Genomic DNA, 20,303 nt, shown 5'->3' with positions numbered 1-20,303 from the left:
GTCCTACCCTCACTACGCGCGGCTCGAACACTCAGTCCGAGATCGACGCCGGCGCAGCCAGTTCGCTTGCAGTGGTGGCCGCCCAGCTCGCGAGCAGTTTCAGGCGTTCGTCGCTCGCCGACCCTGGTTCCGCGGTGTAGGCGAACATCGTCCACCCGGGGTTGGCCGGCAGCTCCATTGCCTCGTAGCTGAGTTCGAGGTCCCCGACCACCGGGTGGTGCATGCGCTTGGTGCCGGTTCGGTGGAAGCGGACGTTGTGGGCGGCCCAGCGTGTGCGGAATTCCTCGCTTCGAGTGGCGAGTTCGCCGACCAGGTCGCTCAAGCCCTTGTTGTGCGGCTGCCGTCCGGCGTGACTGCGAAGGGTGGCCACGATGTCGTTCGCGCCCTGCTCCCAATCGAGGTAAAAGTTGCGTGACTCGGGGTTGAGGAACACGAACCGGGCGTTGTTCACGGGCCGGACGGGATCGGCTAAAAGGGGCGAGAAAAGGGCGCGGCCGAGTGGGTTCGCAGTGATGAGGTCCATGCGCTCGTTCCGTACCCACGTCGGGGCGCCCGTTATCGCGTCCATAAACCGCTGGAGGCTCGGGCGGATCTGTTGCGCAGGCGTCACTGCCCGACGACGGCGGCGGCCCGGCCCCGGCTGTGCGGCGCGGGCGAGATCGAACAAGTGGGCGGTTTCGGCTTCGTCCAGCCTGAGGGCATGGGCAATCGATTCGAGCACTTCGTCGGAGACACCTGTGAGGTTGCCGCGTTCAAGCCGCGCGTAGTAGTCCACGCTGACTGATGCCAAGGTTGCGACTTCTTCCCGCCGCAGCCCGGGCACCCGCCGGTTGGCCCCCACAATGAGATTCACTTGTTCGGGTGTCACTTTGGCCCGGCGGGAGCGCAGGAACTCACTCACATCGTTTCGACTGTCCATGGATTCAGGCTACTTCCGGCAGAGGACCGGTGGGAGGTCCTGTCATTACACCGTTCAAGCGCTGTGGGCGGATACGGCTGGGTGCCGTATCCGCCCACAGTTGTTAGTTGGACTGGGAGTTAGTGACCGGGGCCGCCGGTTTCGGTTGCTGTGACCTTGAAGCTCGCATCGAGTTTGACGGTGGCGTGCGTGCCGTCCGACTTGGTGATGTGGGCTTCGTAGGCGGCGCTGCCGTCGTCTTCGGTGGTCATGTTCTCCACCGTGGCGCCGGAGTTGGCGGCCAGTACAGCTGCCTTCACCTTGGTTGCGGTGTCACCCGTGAGGTCGGTTTCGTTTCCGTGGTTGCCGTGGCCGCCCTTCCCGCCGCCCGGGCCGCCGGTTTCGGTTGCCGTGACCTTGAAGCTGGCGTCGAGTTTGACGGTCGCGTGCGTGCCGTCCGACTTGGTGACGTGGGCTTCGTAGGCGGCGCTGCCGTCGTCTTCGGTGGTCATGTTCTCCACCGTGGCGCCGGAGTTGGCCGCCAGTACAGCAGCCTTCACCTTGGTGGCGGTGTCACCGGTCAGGGCCGTTTCGTTTCCGTGCGTGCCGCCGTTCGTGGCAGGGGCGGATGGGCTGGCGGTCGAAGTGTCAGTAGTTGCAGCGTTAGCCGGCAGGGCCATGGCGGTGAGGGCTCCGCCGCCTGCGACGGCGCCGATCAGGGCCGCGCCCACTGCAATTTTCCGGACTTTGTTCACGATGTTGCTCCTTAGAGGTTCAACTCCGAGGGGTTCGAAGCTGTATCCCATCCTCGAACCCCGGGCTTTGGCCCCTGTATACCTATGCTGTGCCTGAACTGTGACATTTTGCCTGGCTCACAGGATGCGGAAGCGTGGCACCGTGCGGACGCCTAGAGGTTGGTCATCCGTTCTGCGGCGTCGTTGTAGCGCCCGCCCTGCACCTGGATCCTGGAGGCGGCGTCCTCGATTTCGCCCAGTTCCGCGGCGGACAATTCGACGGCGGCGGCACCGATGTTTTCCTCCAAGCGGTGCAGCTTGCGCGTTCCGGGGATCGGGACGATCCATGGCTTCTGCGCCAGGAGCCAAGCCAATGCGATCTGACCGGGAGTGGCGCCCTTGCGTTGTGCGATGCTGGCGAGCAGTTCGACGACGGCGGCATTGTGCTGGAGCGCATCCGGCGCGAACCGGGGGATGGTGCTGCGGATGTCGTTGCCGGCGTCGAAGCTGGTGGCCGCGGTAATGGTTCCTGTCAGGAAGCCCTTGCCGAGCGGGCTGTAGGGGACAAAGCCGATGCCCAGTTCCTCGCACGCGGCCAGCACTTCCTCCTCGGGACGGCGCCACCAGAGGGAGTATTCGCTTTGGACAGCGCTCACGGGTTGGACGGCATGCGCCCGGCGGATTGTTCCGGCCGACGCTTCGGACATGCCGAAGTGCTTCACCTTGCCGGCCTCGATCAGTTCCTTGACCGCACCCGCTACGTCTTCGATGGGAACGTCGGGGTCCACGCGGTGCTGGTAGTAGAGGTCGATGGCGTCGACGCCGAGCCGGCGCAGTGAGCCGTCCACGACGTCCTTGATGACCTCAGGGCGGCTGCTCACGCGCCCGCTCGGCTTCCGTTCTGCGGAATCGATGTCCCAACCGAACTTGGTAGCGATCACCACTTGGCCCTTGTACGGGGCGAGGGCTTCGCCTACGAGCTCCTCGTTGGCATATGGGCCGTAGATTTCGGCAGTGTCGAAGAATGTCACGCCCCGGTCCACAGCGGCGCGGATCAGCGAGATCATTTCCTGCCGGTCCGGCTTGTCGCTGTATCCGCCAGTCATGCTCATGCAGCCCAGCCCGACGGCGGAGACCTCCAAGCCGTTGGTGCCCAGTGTGCGCTTTTCCATCCTTCGTCCTCCTGTGTCGTGAATCCCTGTGTCGTGAAACAAAGTCCAGCCTTGCCGTCAACACTAGGGATAGCCCGGTACTGGCAGGGAGTCCCTGTCAGTACCTCTCAGGAGGGAGTTCCCGAGGACGGCGGACCGCCGCCGTCGGGTGAGCCGTAGTAGCCGTGAACTTTGTCACATAAGCTACTAGGAGAGTAGGAAGAGGTTGGCGGTGCATCCAGAGTTGCGTGGCTTGCGATTTTTCGGTGCGCGCTGGAAGACGCGACCGCTTGCCTCCCAGATCCTGGTGTGGCTGCTCTGCATCCTCTTTGTGACAGTCACTTTGGGCGCGCTTCTTTACACCCAGATCAGCAACCAGACCCTCGAGGACCAATACCGGCTCAGGGCACTGGGGATCGCGACTACGGTGGCGCAAATGCCGGAAATCGTCACGTCGCTGGGGAACGGGGATCCAACGCACTCGATTCAGGCGATTGCGAGCAAGGTCCAGTCCCAGGCGCAGCCGGACTACGTCGTCGTCTCCGACCGGAAAGGTGTCCGGTATTCCCACCCGAATCCAAACCTCATCGGACAGACCTTGGAAGAACCCGTCGCCGTCCTCGACGGGCAGACCCATGTTGGCATCGACAAGGGCAGCCTCGGCGACTCAGTCAACGCCAAGGCGCCGGTGCGCGCGGCGGACGGGACCGTCGTCGGGCAGGTCTCGGTGGGAATCCTGGAGACCACGGAAAGCAGCGAACTCGCCAAACAGGTGTTGCTGATTGCCGGCTATTCGGCGGTGGTGCTCGTGATCAGCGCCATGGGTTCTGCCTTGCTGGCGCGCAGAATCAAGCGGGTCACCTTCGATCTCGAACCGGTGGAGATTGCGTCCCTACTGCAGGAGCGTGAAGCCCTGCTGCACGGCATCCGCGAAGCAATGATCGGCTTCGACGACGACGGCCGGGTCACCGTCATCAACTCCGAGGCGCGCTCCCTGCTGCACTTGGAAGAAAACGTGCTGGGAGAGAAGATCGAGGATCTTCTGCCGTCCGGACGGCTCCGTTCCCTCCTGACGGGTGAGATCAGCGGTACCGACCAGATCGTGATTACCGAGGACGCTTTGCTCGTGGTGAACCGGATGTCCGTTGCCTTGGCGGGAAGGAGCATAGGCTCGGTGGTCACATTGCGCGACCGTACCGAGGTAGAGGGCCTCGTCCGCGACTTGCGCTCCGTCGAAGGGCTGATGGAAGCTTTGCGCGCCCAGGAGCATGAGTACGCCAACCGTCTCCACGTGGTGGACGGACTCCTGGAACTCGGGGATGTGGATCAGGCACGGAATTTCGTATCGCGGATTTCGGACACCTCGCGCTCCCTTGGCGAAGGGCTGCGCTCGCGGATCGAGCCGCCGGAGCTTGCGGCCCTGCTGCTCGCGAAAATCACCGTGGCTGCTGAGCAGGATGTCGAAATCTCGGTGACCGACGACTCTCAGCTGCGTCAACCATTCCTCGAAACGCAAGCGCTGCTCACGATCGTCGGCAACCTCCTGGACAACGCCGTCGAGATCCTCGCGGAGCAACCCACGCCCCGTGAGGTGACCATCCAACTGGACGATTCCTCGGGCATTTTCATTTGCGTGACCGACAATGGGCCCGGTGTTCCTGCGGAATTGGTGGGCACGATCACCGCCGACGGGTTCACCACGAAGGAACCGCGGCCAGGAATGCGCCGCGGGATAGGCCTTGCGCTGGTGAGCCGGATCGTTCACCGTGCAGGAGGAACCATGGATGTTTTCCCCGGACCCGGGGGACGCTTTGAAATCTGGTTGCCGGAACCGCGCTTGGGATCCGAAACCCCGGTCATGACAGGAAAGTCGATCGAATGATCCGCACTTTGGTGGTCGACGACGACTTCCGCGTAGCGCGCATCCACGCCAGCCGCGTGGCCAAAATCGAGGGATACGAATGCGTCGGCGAGGCGCACACCGCCGCGGAGGCCAGGGAAGCAGTGCAGCGGCTCAAACCGGACCTTCTTCTCCTCGATGTCTACCTTCCCGATGAAGACGGCATCAGCCTGTTGAGGTCACTTCAGGGAGCTGGCGAAAAGCTCGACGCCGTCATGATCACCGCCGCGCGGGACCTTGAGACCGTGCGGGCCGCCATGCGCGGGGGAGCGGTGTACTACCTCGTCAAACCGTTTGGCTTCGAGCAACTGCAAACCCAGCTCGAGGCCTATCGGCGCTGGCGGCAGGAGGCGGAGTCCCGGACGGTGGCCGACCAGGCGACCGTGGACCAGCTCTTCAGCCTGCGCCGTACGGCTCCGCCTGCCAAAGGACCACGGCGCCTGCCGCCCACGATGCAAAAGGTCCTCGACATGGTGGTTCACTCCACGGAGCCCTTGGGCGCTTCGGAGATTGCGGGCAGCGTTGGCATCAGCCGCCCGACGGCCCAGCGCTATCTCAGTGAACTCGAGCGCAAAGGACTTGTTGACCTGCATTTGGCCTACGGTTCCACCGGGCGCCCGGTGAATACGTACCTGCCACGCAAGGGTTGAGGCCGGGCGGCGGGATATGCTGCTGAAGCGGAGCAGGCTCCGCTGATCCGGCGTCGAGCGCCGTTGTGGGGATTTTGGGGGACGAAAAGTGAAAATTTGGAGCCTGGCTGTCGTGGCCGCGACGGCGTTCGCCTATCTGGGCGCGGTGCCTGCGATTGCGGCACCTTCGGAAGTTCTCGACGTCGTCGGGGTGCCCGTTGGCGTGGTGGTTGGTTCCGACGGCACTGCGTACGTGGGCAATTACGGCGGGGCCGGCGGCATCCAGGTGATACCTGCCGGAGCCGCTAAGCCTTCCCGGACTATCACCACGGGAGGATATACGTCAGGCCTGGCATTGGCCCCGGATGGCACCCTGTACGTCGCTGAACGGGACAGCGCCACGAATCGGTACGACGTGGGCGTTATTCCTACTGGCGCGAGCGGCGTGGCTCGGAGAATTCCGGTTTACCCGGGGAGCCATCTGATCGCCGCAGGCCCTGATGGGACGATCTTTGTCCCCAACCCCTCGGAGCACACCGTGTCGGTCATTGCACCGAACGGATCGACCGTGGACCGGACAGTACCCGTCGGAGCAGGGCCGGTGGAGGTCGCAGTCACGAAGGACGGCACCGCGTTCGTCGCAAACCAAATCGCGGGGACGGTCTCGGTCATTCCTTCCGGAGCGAGCGCCGTCTCACGGACCATTCAGGTCAGCGCAACACCCGGGACCACAGATAACCCCCACGGGATCGCATCCGGGCCCGACGGAACAATATACGTCACCAACATCAGTTCCGATCGGGTAGCTGTGATCAAGCCGGATACTGACACGGTCGCATACCGTATTTTCGTCCCGGGAGGCCCCCAAGAGGCAGCCGTCGGGCAGGACGGAACCCTGTACGTGACCACTGTCCAGGACCGCGTGCTGTCCGTCGTCCCGCCGGGCGCAACAGCTGTGGGATCCTCCATTCCAACCGAAAAGAACTCCGGCCATCTGGCGGTGGCTCCAGACGGTACGCTCATCGTGACGAGCCCGGGCAACGGCACGGGAGACGGCTCGGTATCCCGTTACGCGGCGATTGCCGCGGGCGCAGCAACCTCCAAAGCCTCGAAGCCGGCCACCACCGGAACACAACCGGGCGACGGGATCGTCAGCCCCTGGAGCATCATCACTGCAATCGGTGGCGGCGCCGCGACAGTGGCAATCGCCGTCGCGGTCTTCATCGTGGCTGCGGGACGCCGCAAGAGATCCGCCCTTGAAGACAACGGCAAGCCTCGATCTGCAACCTAGGGGTTGCTCTTTCGAATAGTTAATGCAACTCTGTAGTTGCAGTAACTGACCGAAAGGAACAGAATCATGACTATGACCGTAAACCAGGCCTCTGTCGTCGACGCCGGCGAATTCACCGTGAGGCGCACCATCACCATCGCCGCCCCCATCGAGAAGGTTTGGGCGGCGATCACCGAGGCCGAGCACATCGCGCGCTGGTTCGGGCAAACCGCCGTCCTCGACGAGGTCGCCGTCGGCGCCGGCGGTGTCTTCTCTTTCGAAGGCTACGGCGCCTTCCCGGTGCGGATCGAGGAGCTCGATCCGCCGCGAATGATCGCCTACCGCTGGAGCAACGACGACGCGCGCGGCACCCAGCCTGCCGAGGTCGATCCTGACCATTCGACGATGTTCCGCTTCACGCTTGAAGCGCTCGACGGCGGAACGCAGCTCACCGTCGTCGAGACCGGCTTCGACACGACGAGCGATTCCGCGTTCAACATGGAGAGCCACCGCCAGGGCTGGGACTCGGAACTCGACGAACTGGCCGCGTATGTCGAGGGTGGGTCGTGACCGCGAGCACCCTGGTTCCAGTGTTCGCCGCGCTCGGCGACGAGACGAGGTGGAGCATCCTGGCTGCCCTAGGCGAGGGCGACGCATCGGCGTCGGCCCTCGCTGGGCGGCTCCCGGTCACCCGACAAGCGATCGCCAAGCACCTCGCCGTGCTGCAGGAGGCCGGGCTCGTTGAATCGGTGCGCGTGGGCCGCGAACTGCGCTACAGGGTGCTCGGCTCGCAGCTGAGCGAAACGGCACGCAGCCTCGACCGCATCGGCGCAGAGTGGGATCGCCGCCTGGCCGCGATCAAGCGCATCGCGGAGGGACTGTAATTCTTCGACGACGGGGCCGTCTAAGTTGAGCGTCGGTTGCGCGCTTGGTGCGCCAGCTGGATGAATCCGTAGATGAAGGCGGCCTCGATGAGCACCATCAATCCGAGCCACAGCAACTCGCCCGTGCCGATAAAGTCAATGATCCCGACAAGGACGAGTACGGTTCCGAGGACCAGTGTGTAGACGGCGAAACCGAAGGCCACTTTTGCGCTCCGCACGCCCGTCTGGAAGCCAAATCCCAAGGGTTCTCCTCCGGGATAGCCCTGGACGCGATCGTGTCCTGCGGGCTTGAGCCTGTCGAACTCATCCCAAGGATCCTGATCCTGATCGGCCATAGTTCCATTATCCCGCGGATCGGACCGGTTGCTTGAGGGGGTTCGCTGCCGTTTCAGGGCGGCGTGCCCGAGTGCCACATTCGGGAAACGCTCGGGAAAGCCATGAACAATGGGGTCCATGATGCCCGAAGAACTCACCGCTAGCCCGCGGACCAAGGACACCGTAGCTGTTGGCGATCAACTGCAAAGCGCAGTCTCCCGAGCTTCCGCCTCGAAAGTACCCGAGGTGACCGTCCTGTTCTGGGTAGTGAAGATCCTTACTACCGGGATGGGCGAAACGACGTCCGATTTCCTTGTTCACCGGTTCGAACCCGAGATCGCTTTGGGCCTCGGTTTCGCGGCATTGGTGATTTCGTTGGTCCTGCAGTTCGGGGTCCGCAGGTACATCCCCTGGGTGTACTGGACCGCCGTCGCGATGGTCAGCGTGTTCGGGACGATGGCTGCGGACGCCGTCCACGTCGGACTTGGCGTCCCCTATCTGGCGTCGACTCTGTTCTTCACCGTGGCGCTCGGCGTCGTTTTCCTGCTTTGGAACCGGAGCGAAAAGACCCTCTCCATCCATAGCATCACCACGCGGCGTCGGGAGGCCTTCTACTGGGCTGCGGTGCTGACAACCTTCGCACTTGGCACGGCTACCGGAGACCTGACTGCCTACTCGCTCGGCCTCGGCTACCTCGCCTCAGGCGTCATGTTCGCGGTAGCCATCGCCGTCCCCGCATTGGCCCATTGGCGTCGCCTGCTGGCTGCGATCCCCGCCTTCTGGTTCGCGTACATCCTGACCCGGCCATTGGGGGCGTCCTTCTCTGACTGGACCGCTGTTTCCCCCGACCGAGGGGGACTCGACTGGGGAACTGGCCCTGTCAGCCTGGCCCTCGCCGCTGCGATAGCTGTACTGGTCACGTTCCTGACGATCACATGGCGGCGAGCCAAGTAGGGCGATCCACTGCCGCATGTTTCGTACTATTGTTCGTATGTCCTGACATATTTGCGTTAATTCTTCCTCCGGTTCACCCCGGATTCATAGCACGTGACCCGTTCCTTCACCTTGCCCTTGGATGGTAGTTCCTGCCCTTGGGGGACTTTTCGGTTCAAGATGAAGGAACACCATGACCAACCGCTTCCTAGCAGCGGCCGCCGTCGCCGTTGTTGCAGCCACCGCTGTGACCGGCTGCGCTCAAAGCAGTACCGCTTCGGCCCAGAACAATGGCGCCAGCGCATCACCGGATAAGACGATCACCGTGTTCATCAGCGGCGACACGAACGTCCAGAAGCTGTGGGAGAAGAGCCTCGTTCCCGCCTTCGAGAAGGCCAATCCCGGCTACAACGTCAAGGTCACCCTCGATCTGCACGGCGAGCACGATGCCCAGACCCTGGCGAAACTGACCAGCGCCACGGAGCAGAACAAGGAACCTGATTTCGACCTCGTCGATGGCGGCTTCGTCTCCAAAGCCTCCGCAGCCAATCTGCTGACCTCCGTGAGCTCGCAGACGATTTCCGCGCTGAACGATGTCCCGCAGGACGTCATCAAGGCCGGCGGCACCGGCGGCATCCCGTACCGCGGCTCCGCAGTACTCCTGGCATATGACACCAAGACAGTTGCCACTCCGCCGAAGACCCTTGACGATTTGCTTGCCTGGATCAAGGCAAACCCGGGCAAGTTCACCTACAACTCGCCCAAGTCGGGAGGATCCGGCGGTGCGTTCGTTGCCACCGTTCTGGACAAGTTCGTCCCGGCCGACGCCCGCGCCAAGATGACGGTGGGCTACGAGAAGGACCTCGAGAAGTACTGGGACCAGGGCTTCGCGACGTTGAAGGACCTCAACTCGTCCGTCTTCCAGAGCGGCGTCTACCCCAACGGCAACCAGCAGACCCTTGATCTGCTCGCCAAGGGACAGATCTCCATGGCTCCGGTGTGGTCTGACCAGTTCATCACCGGCTTGACCAACGGCCAGATCCCGTCCACCGTGAAGGCCACCCAGATCAGCAACCCGTCCTTCACCGGCGGTGCCGCCTACCTCGGCATTCCCAAGTCCTCGCCCCGCCAGGAAGCCGCGCTGAAGCTTGCCAACTTCGTCCTCTCGCCGGACGCGCAGACGATGATCATCAAGGAAATGTCCGGTTTCCCGGCCATCAGCCTCGACAAACTGCCGGCTGATGTGAAGGACAAGTTCAAGGACGCAGACACCAACAACCTGCGCAAGGGCTACTTCGACCAGATGGGCAAAGACCTGAACAACCTCTGGGACCAGAAGGTTCCCGGCCAGTGACAACCACGCTTCAAAAGCCGGCGGAACTGCAACAAACAGTTCCGCCGGCCGGTGCCCCGCGCCCCAAGCGACTGAGCCAGCGCGCCGTCGGGTTCTTCATGGCGCTGCCGCCGATCCTGTTGATCGCGATCTTCGTCGGCTTCCCGATCGTTCTCGCCTTCGGCTTCAGCATCGGCTTGACCGGCGGGTTGAACCACACCATCGCCACGATTGGCCAGAACGTGCACGAGGCAGACGCCTGGTGGGGAACACTGGCCGCCTACCAGGAGATGTTCACCAACAAGCGCTTCCTCGGGGACCTTCTGGTCACGGTCATCGTGACGCTCGTGAGCACGGCAACAGTCATCTTCCTCGCGCTGGGCATTGGGCTCTACCTCAAACTCAAGGGCGGTCGAATGGCCCGGCTCCTCTCCGGACTGGCGATCGTTCCGCTTTTCATCCCGGTGGTCATCGCCTCGTGGGCGATCCTGACCTTCTACTCCGGCACGGGTTTCCTGCGGAGCGTCTTCGCCCTCTTCGGACTTGACTTCCCCGTGTGGGCCTTCACCATGGTCACGGTCATCATCGGCTCGGTCTGGACGTCCCTGCCGTTCGCTGTGCTCATGGTCTCGTCCGGACTGCAGTCCGTACCGAACGCCATGATCGAAGCAGCCCGCGACGCCGGTGCCGGCTCCTTGCGCACGATCGTCTCAGTGATCGTTCCCATGGCGGCAGTTCCGATCATCATCGCGACGACGTTTACGGCCATTGGAATTGTTGGATCGTTCACGGTCCCGTACTTCACCGGGCCAAATTCACCGAACATGCTCGGAGTGGACATGTCCAACTACTTCTCTGCCTTCAACCAACCCCAGCAGTCCGCCGTCATGGCTTTCACTGTCTTCCTGATTGCCTCCGGAATCGCCGCGCTCTACGTGTGGGCAAACTTCCGTTCCGCCAAGGAACAGGGGAAAGTCTGATGGCTCTCCCTACCGGATCCCCGATTGCTTCCCGCACCCGCCGACCCCTCACGCTCGACTCGATTGTCCGCAGTGCGCTGGTGGGCCTGTTCGTGGTACTCATGGTCGTTTTCATCCTGGGACCCTTGCTCTGGCTCGGCGTCCGCGCCTTCGCCGGTAACTGGACCTTCCCCAATCTCCTTCCCGATGACTGGACATTGCGCTGGTGGCAGGTGGTCGTCAACGACGGCGCGCTCGGCATCGCGGTGCAGAACTCCTTGTTCTTCGCCCCGCTGACGGTCCTCGTGTCTGCGGTCATCTGCTTGCCCGCGGCCTACGCCTTCGCCCGCTTTGATTTTCCCGGACGCCGCTTCTTCCTGATCAGCCTGTTTGCGACGAACGCCTTTCCGAAGATGGGCTTGTTCGTTACCCTGGCGGCTCTTTTCTACGCGTTGAACCTGATGAACACCATTTTGGGAATCCTCGTGGTGCACGTGCTGGGCACAGTGGTCTTCATGACATGGATCCCCGCGGCAGCGTTTGCTGCCGTGCCGCGAAACCTGGAGGAAGCAGCCCGCGACGCCAGAGCCTCCAAATTGCGTGTGTTCGCCTCAGTGACGCTCCCCATGGCGCTGCCCGGGATTATCGTCGCGGCCGTCATGTCCTTCCTGGCGTCCTTTGACGAGGCACAAGGAACGTACTTGGTGGGTGCGCCTGCTTTCATGACCATGCCCACCCAGATGTACAGCCTGGTGCTGAACTACCCTACCCAGGTGGCTGCCGTCTTCTCGATCCTGCTGGCCATCCCCTCCGTTGCCCTCATGCTCGCGGCGCACAAGCACATCCTCGGCGGCCAGCTCGCCGAAGGCTTCCAGATCAAATAGCGCCACGCGCACAACGTCAGACAGAGAACCCATGACAATTCATGCACCATTGACTGAACCACCCGCCAGCACAACGAAGCCGGGAACTCCGGCGTCGGGCGGTGGGCTGGCTATCCGCGGTCTCCACAAGATCCTCGGCGGCCGCACCATCATCGACAACCTCGATCTGTCGGTCAAGGAGGGCGAACTGGTATCCCTGCTGGGGCCCTCCGGCTGCGGAAAGACAACGACGCTGCGCATGATCGCCGGCTTCCTGGAGCCGGACTCCGGCTCCATCGAGGTGGAAGGCCAGGAGGTCTCGCATCTTGGTGCGGAGAACCGCCCCAGTGCCATGGTGTTTCAGAACTACGCGCTGTGGCCCCACATGACCGTGGCCAAGAACGTCGGCTTCCCACTGAAGCTCCGCAAGATGTCAAAGGCTGAGATCAAGGACAGGGTGGAAGCCGTCCTGGAGTTGGTCAGCCTTTTGCATCACAAGGATTCCAAGCCCGCCCGCATCTCCGGCGGCGAGCAGCAACGCGTGGCTTTGGCCCGGGCACTCGTCCAGGAGCCGAAGCTCTTGCTCCTTGACGAACCCTTGAGCAACCTGGACGCGAAACTGCGTGTCAAAGTCCGCGAAGACATCCGCAAGATCCAGCAGGAACTCGGCATCACCACGGTCATCGTCACCCATGACCAGGAAGAAGCGATGTCCATGTCCGACCGCATCGCCGTCATGAATGCGGGCCGGATCGAGCAATACAGTACCCCGGAGGCGCTGTATGCCCGCCCGGAAACCGAGTTTGTGGCCACCTTCATCGGCAGCATGAACCGTCTGGAGGGCTCGCTCAATAACGGACTCATCACCGCGGGCCCGGACATTCTCGGGATCCGGCCCGAGGACGTCATCCTGGCAGACGCGCCCTTTGCGGGTGCGGTCCCGGCGACGGTCGAGAGGGTCGTCCCCCGCGGACACTTCCAGGAAGTGTACGTGCGCAGAGCCGACGCCCAGCTCCGCAGCTTTGTGAGCGGTGAGCTCATGCAGCCAGGCCAACAGACATATGCGGGGATCCGCAAGGCCATGACCTTCCGGGACGGACGCCTGGTAGCAGAGGCAGGTGCCGCACTTTGAGCAACACCGTTGACACCAAAAGGACCCGCGCCACGGCCCATCGGGGCGACTCCAGCAAATATCTCGAGAACACTTTGCCCGCCATCGCGTCAGCCATCGACGCGGGTGCGGACCTCGTGGAAGTGGACGTCCGGGTAACGAAGGACGGGCAGGTGATCCTGCTCCACGATGCCTCGCTGCTCAGGATCTGGAGCCTCGACGCCGACGCTGCAGACCTCGACTATGACCGCATCAGGCAACTGGGCGCCGGCGAGGAGCGGATTCCCCTGCTTTCCGAAGCCCTAGAGCTTTTCCGCGGCCGTCGGTCAACCTTGCTCATCGACATGGACGAGCCCGGCCCCGCAGGGGCGGCCGCCGCCGTCGTGCTCGAAAGCGGCATCGAAGTGGCCTGGTGCGGGAACCTGGACGGAATGCGGATCATCCGTGCCCTCGACCAGGACGCCCGGATTTGGCTGCCCTGGAGCAAGAGGACCGCCCCGCCGGGAGAGCTGCTGGCCGAGCTGAATCCCGAGTTCGTCAATTCCGAGCACGTGGTTCTCAGCAAGCACATGGTCGAACAGATCCACGCCGCGGGGGCCAAAGTTGCGTGCTGGACCATTGATGATCTCGAAACAATGCGCTGGGCCTTGGGACTCGGCGTGGATTCGATCACGAGCAACCAACTGGATCTGTTGCAAAGCGCCATCGCTGAAGACCCTCAGGTGTGGGCTTCGGCCCAGGCTCCCGGGGGACTCGCCGGCGATGAGGTTCTTGAGTCCCGGAAAGTCGCCTTTGAGCTGGCCGAATGGGCCGTCGGGTACATGCGCGACGCCGATCGTGGCCAGGTCTCGACCAAGGCGCACCCTGCTGATCTGGTCACGGAAGTCGATGTCGCCGTCGAGCGCCATGTCCGCGAAGTGATTGCCGCCCGCCTTCCCGGCCACACGGTGGTGGGCGAGGAAATGGGCGGAGTCTCCGTGCCCGGCGCACCGTGTTGGTACCTTGATCCGGTCGACGGAACCACCAACTACGTGAACCACATTCCCTGGACGGCGTTCTCGCTTGCCTTGGCGGTTGACCGCAAGCCCGCGGTGGCCGTGGTCGCAGATCCTTGGCGTGGCGAGATTTTCGAGGGGTGGTCCGGTCATGGTGCCTGGCTCAACGGAAAGCCGCTGTCGCTGGCTCCGGCGGGAGTTTCGACGGCGGCCCTGGCCGGAACCGTGGTGGCGACCGAACTCGCGGGGCACTTGCCGTGGCCCGGAATGTTGGAACTTCTCGCGGAGCTTGGCGAGCGGCACAGCATCATGCGGATCATGGGTTCGGCGACCATGACGGTGGTGGGCGTAGCTGCCGGGCGCGGTGCCGGAGCAATCATCGGGAGTTTCAGTCCGATCGACCACCTGGCGGCGACGCTCGTTGTTCAAGAGGCCGGTGGCATTGTCCTCAATTCCGAAGGCGAGATGGACACGTTCCCGGAACAGGGCGGGGTGCTTGCTGCCCGTCCGGAATACTCGGCTGAGCTTTACGAACTGTGGAGCCAGGCACATGCAGCCGGCAATTGAGCTCCTCTCCGACGCTGTTTCCACACTTGACCGGCGGAGCCGCTTCGAACTGGTTGAGGAGATCCGCCTCGACTTTCCGACGCACCACCCGCAGGGCATGGCGTTCGCCAAAGGGCTGACGTTCTTGTCGTCCGTTGAGATCCTCGAGGCGCCGCGCCCTGCCGCGGATCCGGCGCTGCGCACTCCCGGACGGGGGAGCGGGCACGTGTTCGTCCTTGACGCAGGCGGGCTGCTACGCGATATCCCCGTGGGCGAGGGCTTGGCGTATCACCCCGGTGGTATCGACTTCGACGGCGACCACGTGTGGGTTTCCGTCGCCGAGTACCGGGCCGGCAGCAGAAGCATCGTCTACACGATCGATCCGGGCACCTTCGAGGTCCGTGAGCGGTTCCGTGTGGACGACCACGTCGGTTGGATCGCCCGCGATCCCGGGCTGGACCTGGTGTTCGGCGGGAGCTGGGGTTCCCGGCAGCTCTACACCTGGGACACGGAAGGCCAACTGGTGGATCAGTGGGAGAATCCAAGCCACTTCGTCGACTACCAGGATGCCCAGCTCCTGGGTCCGGGACTGCTGCTGTGCAGCGGGATTTCACTGCTGCCGCAGGTTGATGGCGGTGTCCTTGAACTCGGGGGACTGGCCTTGGTTGAACCGCTTCGGCAAAGAATCACAGGGGACCTGCCCATCAGTGAGTTCAGCAGTGCCGGTCACGTCATCACACGCAACCCTGTCACCGTCACCGTGGATGAATCCGGGCTGCTGATTCACGCTGCGCCGGATGACGGCGACGACGACGGCGGCACGCGGATACTGAGCTACAGGATCATTTAACACGGCCGTGACAGACCGGAAACCGGTCCTGAACGGGGCCTCGATAGCGTGGCCGCATGATCGTATCCATCATGTCCAAGGTCAGTGCCTGGATCGAAGCCGCCTACTTCTACGACGCCGCAGAGCTGGGGGCCTCCGGTGCCACTGAAACTACCCGCTACGGCTGGCTCCCGGCCCTCAGCGGTGTGGCCATCGCCGACGCCCAGGCGCGGAAAATCCGGGCCGCGGAGTAACTAAAACCCCGGGATTCCGGGGTTTTTGAATTGCCAGATGTCTTGTTGAACACACTATTCGTTGATGGCGTGTACTATGCCCTAAACTGCTTCACTGAGGTGCCTGAAATGGCACTATGCAGCAACGAAAGTGAACCAATCAATGGCTACCGATTACGACGCCCCACGCAAGACCGAAGAAGAGTCTCCCGCCGAATCGCTCGAGGCCCTTCAGGCGTCGCGCGGCTCCGGTGCCCAGACTGCTGTCATCGACATCGACGAGAACGACACAGCCGAGGGCATTGACCTTCCGGGCGCCGATCTGTCCGGCGAAGAACTGACCGTCATCGTTGTTCCGGAGCAGTCCGATGAATTTACGTGTTCATCGTGCTTCCTGGTCCGTCACCGGTCGCAGATCGCGCTGGAAAAGAACGGCCTCAAGTACTGCCGCGACTGCGAAGGCTAAACCCCGCACGCAATGCAGCCCCTCTCGACTGGAAACCAGCAACGCCAAACCAGCCGGGTGGGGCTTTTGCATGTCCGAGGTACCGACGGCCCCGCGGCGCGGCTAGCCCGTAACGGGCGTCGCGCTCGCGGAGCTGCTTAGGCGGCTTGGAGTTCTGTGACGTGGTGCCTACCTCCACCGCGCGACCCCTCAGAAGCACCACTCCGGCGTCGTTATCCGTGATAACGAACAGAGGCGCGATGCGGCCCGGAAACCCTGGAAAACCGCGGAAACCAAGCCGCTGAATCACGTCCCCGTGACCCTTCTCAAAGCCCGCTAACAGTTGGGCGCCGAAGCGGATACGAAGCTCCTGAAAGGGCCCCGACGCTCCTACGCTTGAGGTATCGGATCGCTCAAGCACTCAAGGGGATGGGCCCAAGTGAGAAAGTTTCATGCCTGGTTCGCGGCTTTGCTAGTGGTCGCCGGGCTTGGTCTCGTGGCTCCAGTGGAGGCGTCCGCAGCGCCGTATTGCGGAATCGTCTGGGGATCGTTGGCGAAGTCCAACCCGGCGCTGACCCAGGCACAAGTGGTCAATGTCCGGACGGGCGAGCAACCCTGCTATGACCGCCTGGTGATCGACCTGAACGGCGCTGTTGCCGGTTATTCAATCCGCTACGTTCCACAAGTATTGCAGGACGGTTCGGGCCTTCCGGTCGAGCTGAGGGGCAATGCGTTCCTGCAGATCACGGTCAACGCCCCCGCGTACAACTCCAACGGCAATGCCACGTACAACCCCGCCGACAAGAACGAGCTGACGAACGTCTCGGACTACAAAACCTTCCGGCAAGTGGCCTTCGCGGGCAGCTTCGAGGGATACACGAGCATTGGCCTCGGTGTCCGCGCGCGGCTCCCCTTCAGGGTCTTCACGCTGGCCGGCCCGGGAACAGGATCGCGGCTGGTGATCGACGTCGCCCACATGTGGTGAAGCAACCAACACAGAAGCCCTGCTCCGGGTAATTCCGGACCAGGGCTTCTGACATGTTGAGTTTTATTCCGGTACCACGAGGGCCGGGGTGTCCTTCCGGAGGGTTTCGCCGCGGAAGAAGCCGGGCCGGACGCGGGCCATGATTACCATGACCACCGCTCCGAGGGCCAGGATGCCCACTCCGATGATGAACACGAGGCCGACGCCGAAGATCTCTGAACCGCTGCCGAAGTCCGGGGACCAGCTGTCCACCGCCGTCTGGATGAAGACCAGCGTCAGCACGATGCCGCCGACCACCGGGAAGAGCAGGCGCATGAAGAAGTTGCGGACGCTGCTGAACACGCTGTGCCGGAAGTACCAAGCGCAGGCGAAAGCAGTCATTCCGTAGTAGAAGCAGATCATCAAGCCGAGCGCCAGGATGGTGTCGTTGAGAACGTTCTCGCTGACCACCTTCATGATGGCGTAGAACCCGCCGGAGATAGCCCCGGCCATGATGGTGGCGTATCCCGGGGAACCGAAGCGCTTGCTTACGGTGGAGAACTTCTGCGGCAGGGCGCCGTAGTGACCCATGGCGAGAAGGCTTCGGGCAGGGGAGGCCATGGTGGACTGCAGGGACGACGCTGTGCCTGCGAGTACGGCCAAGGACATCAGGATGGCCAAAGGACCCATCACCGGGGAAGCCAAAGCAGCGAAGATATTGGACTGGTTGTCCGGGTTGTTGAGGCCGATGCCGTCGCCGCCAATGCCGGCCACCATCATCGTTGCGACGATCACTGCGACGTACAGTCCCAGGACGGCGATCGCCGTCGTGGTTCCGGCTTTGCCGGCGGTGCCCTTGCCGCCCTTGGTCTCTTCATTGACCGTCAGGCAGACGTCCCAGCCCCAGTAGACGAAGACCGCCAGGGACATGCCCGCAGCGAACTGCTCGAAGCTGCTGATCTTCGTGGGGTCGAACCAGTCCCAGCTGAAGGCGATGGCCGTGGGGGTGTCGCCGGAGGAGGCGTGGGTGAGGGCCATGACGATGAACACGCCAAGGACCACTACCTGGAATCCCACCATGGCGTACTGTACGAGTTTGGTGGCGTGCAGGCCCCGGTAGCTGACCCAGACGGCCAGTGCCACGAAGGCCAGGCACGTGGCGATGTTCAAGGCCTTGTTGGAGGTGAGGTCGGCAAGATCGGGATTGCCGAAAACCTGCGCGAGGAAGAGGTAGAAGAAGTCCACCGCAACGCCCGCCAGGTTGGACAGGACGATAATGTTCGCGGCCAGCAGCCCCCAGCCGCCCATCCAGCCGATGAACGGGCCGAAGGCCTTGGTGGCCCACGTAAAGGTGGTGCCGCTGTCCGGGGAGTCTGCGTTGAGCTCCCTGTAGGCAAACGCCACGAGGATCATCGGGATGAAGGCGACGATGAAGATCGCAGGCAGCTGAAGGCCCACCGCGTTGACCGCCGGGCCGAGGGAACTGGTCAGGCTGTAGGCGGGTGCCACCGAGGAAATACCCAGGACGACGACGGCGAGGAGCCCCAGCTGCCCCGTCTTGAGTCCTTTGCCGCTGATGCCGTGTTCGGTGCCAGCGGGATCGTGGGCCTCCACGGTTTTCCTGGCGCTTGGGCGGGTTAATTGAGTCATGTGCTTGGCTCTTTCTAAATGGGCCGAAGGTTTGTTGCTGGGTGATGCCGTGAAGCCGTCAGCGGGGTATGAGACGGGAGTCACTAAATGAATGACGTTCATTTAGTATGGACGCGGAGAAGCCTTGGCGCAAGTGGTTTGGCGAAACAATTTGGTTCGAAGCGGATCAAGTGAGCGAGCGTCTGCCGGAAACGGCCCAAAGGTGAGCGAGCGTCGGGAGGCCGGCAGGTTGAAAGAGCCCCGATCCCACGGCTCACGAAGGGACGCTCGCTCACATATGCGGCCAAAAGGGCAGACGCCCGCTCAGATCATCTGAGCGAGCGTCTGCCGGAAACGGCCCAAAAGTGAGCGAGCGTCGGGGTCTGGGCGCTGCTTAGGCGCTCAGTTCGGCCCGGAGCGGGTATTCCTTGCTGTCGAGGAGAAGCTGCGTGCAGCGTCCGGTTTCCGGGTTCAGCACGATGGGGGCCGCGAGATTGACCGTGGTCTTTTGCGGAGTCGGGTTCACTACGACCAGGATGGTTGCCAGCCCAGCCCGGTCCAACCCAGCCCGGTCCAGGCCGAGATCCTCCAGCGTCGAGCGGGGGATCGTGGGCGCGTAGCCCGGAACGTAAACGGCGGCCTCGGCCAGGAACATCCGGATGCGCGGGCTGGCCGACTCCATCGCGTAGAGTCCGGGGGCGCCGTCAATTTCCCGCAGAGCGAAGCCGTCGGAAGCTTCAAGCCCCGGCATGGGCGCGGTGAAGCTGAGCTCCCGGGAAGCCTGTGCCGAGCTCATTTGAGGAAATCCATGAGCGTGGGCTGGAGCGTCTTGGCGGTGACTGCGAGGGCAACCTGGTAGTTGGTTTCCTGCAGCTTCAAGTCCATGACGACCTTTCCGATGTCAGCGTCTTCAATTCCGGAGCGCTGTGCGTCGAGTGAGGCCTTGAGCCCGTCGACGGAGTCCTGGGCGCGCATGAGCTTGGTCTGCCTGGCGCCGACGTCCGCACGTCCGTTGACGACCGACTTGATCTTGTCACCGATCGCCGCCAATCGGCCGCTGATATCCGCGCCGGAGCGGATATCGGCGACGACGTTGCTCACCAAAGCGAAAACTGAGCCGGCGCCGTCACCGAAGATCGCACCGCCGTCGGCGTCTACCCGCACTGTCTGCGTTGCGTCAATCCGCCGTTCCACCGTGCCGCCCGGTGTTCCGTTGAAGACAGGTGGCGTGGCATTGCTGAACGCGCCGGCGGAATCGGAACTTCCAGCAAAGACGTTGCGGCCCAGGTACTGGGTGTTCGCCTGGGCGAGGAGGTCCTTGTTGAGGCCTTCGATTTCGACGGCGATCGCCTCCTTGGCGTTGCTGTTCAGGGAACCATTGGCAGCCTGGACCGTGAGGTCTCGGACCCGGTTGAGGATGTTGGTGGCCTGGCCGAGGGCCGAATCGGCGGTGGTCAGCCAGCCATTGCCGTCGTTGATGTTGTTCGAATACTGTCCGACGGCGCTGAGCTGGCTTTTCGTGGCGAGCAGGTTCGCTGTGGCCGCGGGATCGTCCGAGGGCCTGGTGATGTTCTTGAGGTTGCTGGCCTTGTCCTGCAGCGCGGCGAGCTTTGCCTGCCCGGCCTGCAGGTTCCATTGTGCGGCCGCGGACATTGTCTGGGTCGTGACACGGTTCAGCATGG

22 protein-coding genes are annotated in these 20,303 nt (G+C 63.2%); 15 read left to right on the top strand and 7 right to left on the bottom strand.

All coding sequences use genetic code 11. The features are described 5' to 3' along the window. Nucleotides 1–31 precede the first annotated feature (31 nt). The 3 genes from ACSVHC_RS06955 to ACSVHC_RS06945 form a co-directional block, all read right to left on the bottom strand. Complete coding sequence (locus ACSVHC_RS06955; RefSeq protein WP_437772478.1) at nt 32–919, bottom strand: helix-turn-helix transcriptional regulator; 888 nt, start codon at nt 917–919, stop codon at nt 32–34. Nucleotides 920–1,038: 119 nt separating this feature from the next. Further along, nucleotides 1,039–1,653: a PepSY domain-containing protein gene (locus ACSVHC_RS06950; protein WP_437772479.1), complete on the bottom strand. Its 615-nt coding sequence runs from the start codon at nt 1,651–1,653 to the stop codon at nt 1,039–1,041. A gap of 152 nt (nt 1,654–1,805) precedes the next feature. Beyond that, nucleotides 1,806–2,804, bottom strand: a complete 999-nt coding sequence (locus ACSVHC_RS06945; RefSeq protein ID WP_437772480.1) for an aldo/keto reductase — start codon at nt 2,802–2,804, stop codon at nt 1,806–1,808. 232 nt (nt 2,805–3,036) lie between these two features. On the opposite strand from ACSVHC_RS06945, the gene ACSVHC_RS06940 reads away from it, so the two are divergent. The 5 genes from ACSVHC_RS06940 (at nt 3,037) to ACSVHC_RS06920 (ending at nt 7,466) form a co-directional block, all read left to right on the top strand. Further along, nucleotides 3,037–4,665, top strand: coding sequence for an ATP-binding protein (locus tag ACSVHC_RS06940; protein WP_439180683.1), 1,629 nt, complete (start codon nt 3,037–3,039; stop codon nt 4,663–4,665). After that, on the top strand, nt 4,662–5,333 hold the full coding sequence (locus ACSVHC_RS06935; protein WP_284982098.1) for a response regulator: 672 nt from the start codon (nt 4,662–4,664) through the stop codon (nt 5,331–5,333). Before ACSVHC_RS06940 ends, ACSVHC_RS06935 begins: the two co-directional genes overlap by 4 nt. Nucleotides 5,334–5,421: 88 nt before the next feature. Then, the gene (locus ACSVHC_RS06930; RefSeq protein WP_437772481.1) at nt 5,422–6,603 is read left to right on the top strand and encodes a virginiamycin B lyase family protein; all 1,182 of its coding nucleotides are present in this window, start codon (nt 5,422–5,424) and stop codon (nt 6,601–6,603) included. Between the two features lie 66 nt (nt 6,604–6,669). Next, the gene (locus ACSVHC_RS06925; protein ID WP_439180682.1) at nt 6,670–7,152 is read left to right on the top strand and encodes an SRPBCC family protein; all 483 of its coding nucleotides are present in this window, start codon (nt 6,670–6,672) and stop codon (nt 7,150–7,152) included. Beyond that, nucleotides 7,149–7,466, top strand: a complete 318-nt coding sequence (locus ACSVHC_RS06920; protein WP_236815476.1) for an ArsR/SmtB family transcription factor — start codon at nt 7,149–7,151, stop codon at nt 7,464–7,466. Before ACSVHC_RS06925 ends, ACSVHC_RS06920 begins: the two co-directional genes overlap by 4 nt. A 20-nt stretch (nt 7,467–7,486) precedes the next feature. On the opposite strand, the gene ACSVHC_RS06915 is transcribed toward ACSVHC_RS06920, so the two are convergent. Then, nucleotides 7,487–7,801: a hypothetical protein gene (locus tag ACSVHC_RS06915; RefSeq protein ID WP_437772483.1), complete on the bottom strand. Its 315-nt coding sequence runs from the start codon at nt 7,799–7,801 to the stop codon at nt 7,487–7,489. Between the two features lie 118 nt (nt 7,802–7,919). Between ACSVHC_RS06915 and ACSVHC_RS06910 the strand changes: the two genes are divergently transcribed. The 10 genes from ACSVHC_RS06910 to ACSVHC_RS06865 all read left to right on the top strand — a co-directional run bounded on the left by ACSVHC_RS06910 (nt 7,920) and on the right by ACSVHC_RS06865 (nt 17,013). Then, nucleotides 7,920–8,735 (top strand): COG4705 family protein, encoded by an 816-nt coding sequence (locus tag ACSVHC_RS06910; protein WP_437772484.1) that lies wholly within the window; start codon nt 7,920–7,922, stop codon nt 8,733–8,735. A 172-nt stretch (nt 8,736–8,907) separates the two neighbouring features. Further along, complete coding sequence (locus ACSVHC_RS06905; RefSeq protein ID WP_437772485.1) at nt 8,908–10,068, top strand: extracellular solute-binding protein; 1,161 nt, start codon at nt 8,908–8,910, stop codon at nt 10,066–10,068. Further along, nucleotides 10,065–11,027, top strand: coding sequence for an ABC transporter permease (locus tag ACSVHC_RS06900; protein ID WP_437772486.1), 963 nt, complete (start codon nt 10,065–10,067; stop codon nt 11,025–11,027). The genes ACSVHC_RS06905 and ACSVHC_RS06900 overlap by 4 nt, the downstream gene beginning before the upstream one ends. Further along, nucleotides 11,027–11,890, top strand: coding sequence for an ABC transporter permease (locus ACSVHC_RS06895; protein ID WP_439180681.1), 864 nt, complete (start codon nt 11,027–11,029; stop codon nt 11,888–11,890). The genes ACSVHC_RS06900 and ACSVHC_RS06895 overlap by 1 nt, the downstream gene beginning before the upstream one ends. A gap of 49 nt (nt 11,891–11,939) precedes the next feature. Next, nucleotides 11,940–13,001, top strand: a complete 1,062-nt coding sequence (locus ACSVHC_RS06890; RefSeq protein ID WP_437772488.1) for an ABC transporter ATP-binding protein — start codon at nt 11,940–11,942, stop codon at nt 12,999–13,001. Then, a complete protein-coding gene (locus tag ACSVHC_RS06885; protein WP_439180680.1) occupies nt 12,998–14,542 on the top strand; it encodes an inositol monophosphatase family protein in 1,545 nt (514 codons plus the stop codon). The genes ACSVHC_RS06890 and ACSVHC_RS06885 overlap by 4 nt, the downstream gene beginning before the upstream one ends. Beyond that, the gene (locus tag ACSVHC_RS06880) at nt 14,526–15,371 is read left to right on the top strand and encodes a DUF6454 family protein (protein ID WP_437772490.1); all 846 of its coding nucleotides are present in this window, start codon (nt 14,526–14,528) and stop codon (nt 15,369–15,371) included. Before ACSVHC_RS06885 ends, ACSVHC_RS06880 begins: the two co-directional genes overlap by 17 nt. Nucleotides 15,372–15,427: 56 nt before the next feature. Further along, complete coding sequence (locus ACSVHC_RS06875; RefSeq protein ID WP_236815494.1) at nt 15,428–15,604, top strand: hypothetical protein; 177 nt, start codon at nt 15,428–15,430, stop codon at nt 15,602–15,604. Nucleotides 15,605–15,746: 142 nt separating this feature from the next. Then, the gene (locus ACSVHC_RS06870) at nt 15,747–16,049 is read left to right on the top strand and encodes a DUF4193 domain-containing protein (RefSeq protein ID WP_059388261.1); all 303 of its coding nucleotides are present in this window, start codon (nt 15,747–15,749) and stop codon (nt 16,047–16,049) included. Between the two features lie 418 nt (nt 16,050–16,467). Continuing rightward, nucleotides 16,468–17,013 (top strand): AMIN-like domain-containing (lipo)protein, encoded by a 546-nt coding sequence (locus tag ACSVHC_RS06865; protein WP_437772492.1) that lies wholly within the window; start codon nt 16,468–16,470, stop codon nt 17,011–17,013. 63 nt (nt 17,014–17,076) lie between these two features. On the opposite strand, the gene ACSVHC_RS06860 is transcribed toward ACSVHC_RS06865, so the two are convergent. From ACSVHC_RS06860 to flgL, 3 genes are all read right to left on the bottom strand, one after another. After that, nucleotides 17,077–18,642, bottom strand: coding sequence for an APC family permease (locus tag ACSVHC_RS06860; RefSeq protein ID WP_345452559.1), 1,566 nt, complete (start codon nt 18,640–18,642; stop codon nt 17,077–17,079). Nucleotides 18,643–19,015: 373 nt separating this feature from the next. Next, on the bottom strand, nt 19,016–19,417 hold the full coding sequence (locus ACSVHC_RS06855) for a flagellar assembly protein FliW (protein WP_437772493.1): 402 nt from the start codon (nt 19,415–19,417) through the stop codon (nt 19,016–19,018). Further along, entirely contained in the window at nt 19,414–20,301 is an 888-nt protein-coding gene (gene flgL / locus ACSVHC_RS06850; protein WP_437772494.1) for a flagellar hook-associated protein FlgL, read from the bottom strand. Before flgL ends, ACSVHC_RS06855 begins: the two co-directional genes overlap by 4 nt. Nucleotides 20,302–20,303 lie beyond the last annotated feature (2 nt).

The organism is Arthrobacter sp. KNU-44 (genome assembly GCF_051843155.1).
In the GTDB taxonomy this organism is placed as follows: Bacteria; Actinomycetota; Actinomycetes; order Actinomycetales; family Micrococcaceae; genus Arthrobacter.
Note: the sequence above shows the minus strand (reverse complement) of the source record. Positions and strands in the feature narration are given on the sequence as shown.